General features: G+C 69.2%; 5 protein-coding genes and 2 pseudogenes. 2 read left to right on the plus strand and 5 right to left on the minus strand.

Going from position 1 to position 5,571, the window contains the following annotated elements; translation table 11 throughout:
• Positions 1-523 precede the first annotated feature (523 nt).
• Positions 524-1,279 (minus strand): SDR family NAD(P)-dependent oxidoreductase, encoded by a 756-nt coding sequence (locus tag AMK22_RS36855; protein WP_242434325.1) that lies wholly within the window; start codon positions 1,277-1,279, stop codon positions 524-526.
• Positions 1,280-1,430: 151 nt separating this feature from the next.
• On the opposite strand from AMK22_RS36855, the pseudogene AMK22_RS42575 reads away from it, so the two are divergent.
• Positions 1,431-2,032 (plus strand): annotated as a pseudogene (locus AMK22_RS42575) (Tn3 family transposase); the annotation flags it as partial.
• A 287-nt stretch (positions 2,033-2,319) separates the two neighbouring features.
• On the opposite strand, the gene AMK22_RS42580 reads toward AMK22_RS42575, so the two are convergent.
• The 4 genes and pseudogenes from AMK22_RS42580 to AMK22_RS36880 all read right to left on the minus strand — a co-directional run bounded on the left by AMK22_RS42580 (position 2,320) and on the right by AMK22_RS36880 (position 4,475).
• Positions 2,320-2,607 carry a zinc finger domain-containing protein gene (locus AMK22_RS42580; RefSeq protein ID WP_443333346.1) on the minus strand — a complete coding sequence of 96 codons (288 nt, stop codon included), beginning with the start codon at positions 2,605-2,607 and terminating at the stop codon, positions 2,320-2,322.
• Between the two features lie 163 nt (positions 2,608-2,770).
• Positions 2,771-3,343 (minus strand): GNAT family N-acetyltransferase, encoded by a 573-nt coding sequence (locus AMK22_RS36870; protein WP_073792085.1) that lies wholly within the window; start codon positions 3,341-3,343, stop codon positions 2,771-2,773.
• 69 nt (positions 3,344-3,412) lie between these two features.
• A pseudogene (locus AMK22_RS37990) lies at positions 3,413-3,893 on the minus strand (IS5 family transposase); the annotation flags it as partial.
• A 54-nt stretch (positions 3,894-3,947) separates the two neighbouring features.
• Entirely contained in the window at positions 3,948-4,475 is a 528-nt protein-coding gene (locus tag AMK22_RS36880; RefSeq protein WP_107430735.1) for a DapH/DapD/GlmU-related protein, read from the minus strand.
• Positions 4,476-4,589: 114 nt separating this feature from the next.
• On the opposite strand from AMK22_RS36880, the gene AMK22_RS36885 reads away from it, so the two are divergent.
• Positions 4,590-5,519 carry a LysR family transcriptional regulator gene (locus tag AMK22_RS36885; protein ID WP_073792082.1) on the plus strand — a complete coding sequence of 310 codons (930 nt, stop codon included), beginning with the start codon at positions 4,590-4,592 and terminating at the stop codon, positions 5,517-5,519.
• Positions 5,520-5,571: the final 52 nt, after the last annotated feature.

Consider the following 5,571-nt stretch of genomic DNA (forward strand, 5'->3'; position numbering starts at 1 on the left):
CTAACAAAGCCCTACTAGCGCGTGTGCGCGTTATATGGCGTCTTCAGTCGCTGAATCTGGGTGTGCATGCCTCGGCGGGCTGTCCACCCGTCGTCGGCAGCACCTGCCAACTGCGGGGCAGCGACGGCGCAGCGGCGGAGGGACCTCGTCCAGTCGCTTCGGCTCGGTGGCACCGGGCGGCAACGGCGCCTGGCTGATCGCCTACCTCGCCTGGGTTGGGGCGGCGTGTCGCCTGTGCAGTTGGCTGTTTTCAGCTCTCGGCCAGCCCAGGTCCTGATCCCGATGCCGGGCATCGGGATCAGGACCGCCGCCCGCACACGATGCCGTCCAGGACCATACGGTCGTCCAGCCGGAGACGGCCTGTCGCGGCCGTGGGCAGCAAGGGCCGCAGCAGGTCCCACTCGGCATCGGACAACTCCTGGCGACGTATCACCCAGCCGTGATCCACTGTCCGAGATCACGTGTCGACGCCGTGAGGTACTGAGCGCCAAGGTCTACCTGGCCTACGTCGGACCGTGCGGGCTCAGACTGCGAAGCCGCCGTCCACCGCCAGCTCCGCGCCTGTGACGTATCGGGCGCTCTCGCCGGCCAGGTATGAGACGGCGTCCGCGACCTCCACCGCCGTGCCGTAGCGGCCGAGCGCAGTGAAGCCGCGCTGGAAGTCGGCGGAATCGCCGTCGCCCGGATTCATGTCGGTGTCGATCGGGCCCGGGTGGACCAGATTGACGGTGACCCCGTGCGGGCCGAGCTCCCGGGCCATGCCCTTGGTGAAGCCGATCAGCGCGGCCTTGCTTGTCGCGTAGAGCGTGCTTCCGGGAAAGGCCGCGCGCTGGGCGATGCAGCTGCCGATGCTCACGATCCGTCCGCCCTCGACCAGGTACTGCAGTGCCGCCTGGGCGTAGAGGTAGGGCGCGCGGACGTTCACCGCCAGCACGCGGTCGATCTGGTCGCGTGTTACCGCCTCGATTGGTCCGACGGCGCCGACACCCGCATTGTTCACCAGGATGTCCAGCCGTCCGAACCGCTCGGCGACCGCCGCCACCGCGCCGCACACCGCCTCCGGGTCTGCGCTGTCCGCGCGGACGGCCCAGCCGCTCCGCCCCATCGCGGTGATCTTGGCGACCACCTCCTCGGCCAACTCGGCCGAGCCCTGGTAGGTCAGCGCCACGTCTGCGCCGTCTTCGGCCAGCCGCAGCGCGACCGCCGCCCCGATCCCCCGGCTGCCGCCGGTCACCAGCGCCACCTTGCTGTCGAGCGCCGTCGCACCGTTCATCGTCATCTCCGTAGAACTCCTTGTTCCGGTCTTGGACACGCTCAATTCAAGACCGGAACGCCCTGCGGGTCCGGCGGCATTCAGACGTCACGTTCAATTTTCAACGACGACTCTGTGCACCCCGGAAGAACCGGTCCCGGCTGCCCGGGTCCGCCCGCTGCTCAAGCGGCACGGCGACTCCCGGCGCCTGTCGACGCTGCTGCCCACCGCTATCTATCTGACGTCCCCGGCGGTCGATGACGCCCTGAACCTGCTGAAGTGCTCATTGCCACGAAGCTGTTGGCCAGGACGGAGCGGGAGACGGCGAAGGAGAGGTTGAAGAGCCTGTCGCGGGCGGAGCGGGCTTCGGCGAAGCTGGCTGCCGCGTTCCAGATCGTGTTAGACACCACGAGCGAGCAGGTCGACACCGGCACCGGGGAGATCAGTCCGCCCGAGGTGGAGACGCTGAAGGCGATGTGGGAACGGATCGAGCAGGTGGTGCCCCGGCATGAGCCGACGGCCGCGATCGCCGCGCTGTTCGAACTGACCCCGCCGCTCGACTCGGACGCGGACGAGGCATGGCGGACCCAGCTCGTCACCCGGTTCGGCACCGTGCGGCCGTTCTTGAAGCTCCTGGTGACGGTGGTCGACTACGGCGCGACCCAGGAGGGCCTGCCGGTCCTCGCCGCCATGAAGTCGCTGTCGGACCTCACGCGACGCAAGAAGGTCGGCCCCGCCGAGGTCGACACCGGGCTGCTCACCGGCTCCTGGCGGCGGCTCTCGCGTTCCCCGAGCTGGACGTCGTCCCGGACGATCGTCGGCCGGCGCTGGATCCCCCACACCGCTCGTAAGCCGGGCAGCCGAAGTTTCCGGGCCGGAGAACGGCACCTGAACGTGCCCACGCCCGTGAGCAGCGTGGCGTCCCTCGCCAGCCGTGGACACTCAGGCGGAAGGCATCAGGGCATGCAACGACTTCTTTACGTCGTAAAGAGGGGTTCCTCCAGCGGACCGTTTCCACTGGAATCGACACAGCGCCACGTTGGCCCGGCGGCGCAGTGGCGGGTACCTCAGCCCCACAGCTTGCGGGTGAACTCCTTCGCCCACTCCACCCGCTCGTGGTGCGGACCGCGGGGCATGCACGGGGAGTTCGGGCCGGCCTGGCACTTTGGGCAAGTGACCTCCTTCGCATGCCAGGTCCGCGCCGCCGAGCCCTCGGTCTCCTGCGGTTCCCGCTCTCCCCTGCGCGGCCGAGGAGGCCGGGCTTCGGCCGGGGCAGGCAGCGGGGCCTGGTGCTGGCATTCGTCGCGGGCGCCCTTCGTGTTCGATGTTCTCGAGAAGCGACAGCACCCGCGCACGCCGATGAGAATGTTGCCGCTCCAGGCGGACCCTACGAGCTACTGGATGCTCCAGCGGTGCGGATGGTCGGGATCGGTGGGGCAAGCGAAGACGTTGAGCTCGCCGGAGCGGCCCACGGTGACCTCGGTGGGGTGCGGTCCGAAAGGCGGGCGGGTCTCGGTCCTAGCGGCCGGCCGTCGGCGTGGCCATCGGGTGCCACTCGCGGCGGAGGAGACCGAAGACCCAGGAGTCGGAGACGTCGCCGTTGACGACGCAGTCCTCGCGGAGCGTGCCTTCGCGGACGAAGCCGAGCTTCTCCAGGACCCGGGCGGACGCCGCGTTGCGGGTGTCGGTCTCGGCCTGGACGCGGTTCAGGTCCAGGGCGTCGAACGCCCACCGCAGGACGGCGTGCGCGGTCTCCGTGGCGTAGCCGTGGCCCCACGCGGCGGTGTCGAAGACGTAGCCCAGGGACGCGCTGCGGAAGTCCGGGTTCCAGCTGGTCAGGCCGCACCAGCCGATGAACGCGCCGTTGGAGACGCGGTCGACGGCCACCCGCGCTCCCGTGCCTTCCTCCTCGATCGTCCGGCAGGTCGCGATGAAGCGCTGGGCGCGGGCCGGTTCGGTCCACGGCGGGGAGTCCCAGTAACGCAGCACGTGGGCGCTGCTGTGCAGCGCGTAGAGCGGCGCCGCGTCGGCGTCGGTGAACGGCCGCAGTCGCAGGCGGGCGGTGTGCAGCTCGGGGGTGGGCAATGTCATGCGGAGCATCGTGCCGCGTCACGCTCGTCCCCGACCATCCGTTTATCCGGACGGTCGGGGGCGCGTACGGGGCCGTCCCTGACCGTCCCCGGCGTGGTGGATCTTTGTGGTCAGCCCGCTGCGGGAACGGCCGATGGCATGCCCGGCGGGCTCTCGGTGCGCGTCGAGGCCCTGCCCTCGGGCTGTGCCCCGGCACTTCTCGGGGCGGCGGGTGTCGGTGGCGTGCTGGTGGGCCCGGGTGATGGTGGAGTCCACTGCCACCCGCCAGTCGATCAGCCCATCGTCGTCCGCGCGGGCGAGCAGGACGCCGAGCACGCGGTCCCAGGTCCCGTCGGCTGCCCAGCGGCGGTGGCGGGCCCACACGGTCTTCCAGGAGCCGAACCTGGCCGGTAGGTCTCGCCAAGGAATACCGGTGCGGTACCGAAAGACGATCGCCTCCACAATACGGCGGTGATCGGCCCACGGCCTGCCACGACGACCGTTTACCGGAGGGCAGCAGAGGCTGGCTGCGGCCCCACTGCCGGTCGTTCAGCCGGGCGTGACGAGGCATCAGGATCAGACCACAGACGTGCTGCGCACCCGGGCCACAGCAGCCCGACCGGACTCAGTCGACCTTCTTGACCACCCGGGCGGGCACTCCCGCGACCACCGTGCCGGCAGGGACATCACGAGTGACCACCGCACCGGCAGCGACCACCGCACCGGCACCGATGGTCACCCCCTGCGTGATCACGGCAGCCGTCCCGATCCAGACGTCGTCCTCGATGACGATCGGGGCGAAGGAGAGGTACTCGCGGCGCTCGGCCAGGGGCAGTGGATGGCCTCCGGTGATGAGGCTGACCTTCGGGGCGATCATGACGCCGTTGCCGATGCGGATGCTTCCCTTGTCCATGAAGGTGCATCCCTGGTTGACGAAGACGTTCTCCCCGAACGTCGTGTTCAGCCCACACTCGGTAAAGAACGGCGGGTAGATCATCACCGACTCCGGCAGCGGGCCGCCGAACACAACGGAAAGTAGTTCCGCGCGACCTTCGCTGTCACTGAACGGAAGCACGTTCAGTCGAGACGTCGCATCAGTCACCTCCACGATCCGCTCCGCATGACGCGCGAACTCAGGCGTCTGGACATACATAACCTGCTCTGTGCGGGTAGACATGCGCTGATCCCACCACCGCGCAGAACGCTCGATCAAACAACCCAGCACCACACCAGACACAACCAACGGTTGTGGAAGTAGGGTGCAAGCATGGATGTTGAAGCGCTGCGGACGTTCATGGCCGTCGCCGAGACCGGCCAGTTCCAGGCTGCGGCCGACGAGCTGGGGATCAGCCAGCAGGCGGTCTCCAAGCGGATTGCGGCCCTGGAGAGGCACATCGAGGTCACGCTGCTGGTGCGGAGTTCCCGAGGCTCTGGGCTGAGCCTGGACGGGCAGGTCTTCCTGCCGCATGCCAAGAAGGTCCTGGCGGCCATCGAGCAGGCCGAGCAATCCGTGCGCCCTGGAAGCCGTCCCTTGCGCGTCGATATCCTCAACCGGCGCATCTCCCCGGCCCAGGCCGTCTACCGGTTCTACCGCTCCCACCCCGAGATGGACCTGGACGCGGTCACGCTGAGCAAGGAGAACGCCGCCCAGGCCGCCCAGGCGGTGCTCGAAGGGACCGTCGACGCGTCCTTCCGTGCCCTGCCGGCAGACCAGGTCCCGGCCGGGATCAGCGCCGAACGACTCCTGGACGCACCCCTGGAACTCCTGGTCGGACCCGGCCACCCGCTGGCTGACGCGCCCTGGGTCAGACCTGCGGACCTGGCCGGCCACCGCATCTGGATCCCCGGGATCAGGCCGGGCACGGAGTGGGCGGCGTTCTACCAGGCGCTGTCCGAGGCCTTCGGCCTGAGCATCGATGCGCTCGGCCCCAACTTCGGTGACGAAGCCCTCATGGACGCGCTGGCCGACTCGGCCTCGCTGGCCACCCTCGTCGGCAGCGGGGACCGGTACCTCTGGCCCCAGCCCCACGACCTACGGCGCATCCCGTTGCACGACCCGACCCCGGTCTACCCGCACGCGCTGCTGTTCCGCAGCGGAGACCAGCACCCTGTGCTGACCGCGCTACGCGACCATCTGCGCACCGCAGGCCCGCGAGCCGCGCACGACGTGTGGGCACCGGACTGGGTAGACCGCTGACCAAGCGACCGAATTTACAGACACGCCCTAGGGGCAATACCGGTGACTTTGA

Origin of the sequence: Streptomyces sp. CB01580 (assembly GCF_001905795.1) — a bacterium.
Classification (GTDB): domain Bacteria; phylum Actinomycetota; class Actinomycetes; order Streptomycetales; family Streptomycetaceae; genus Streptomyces.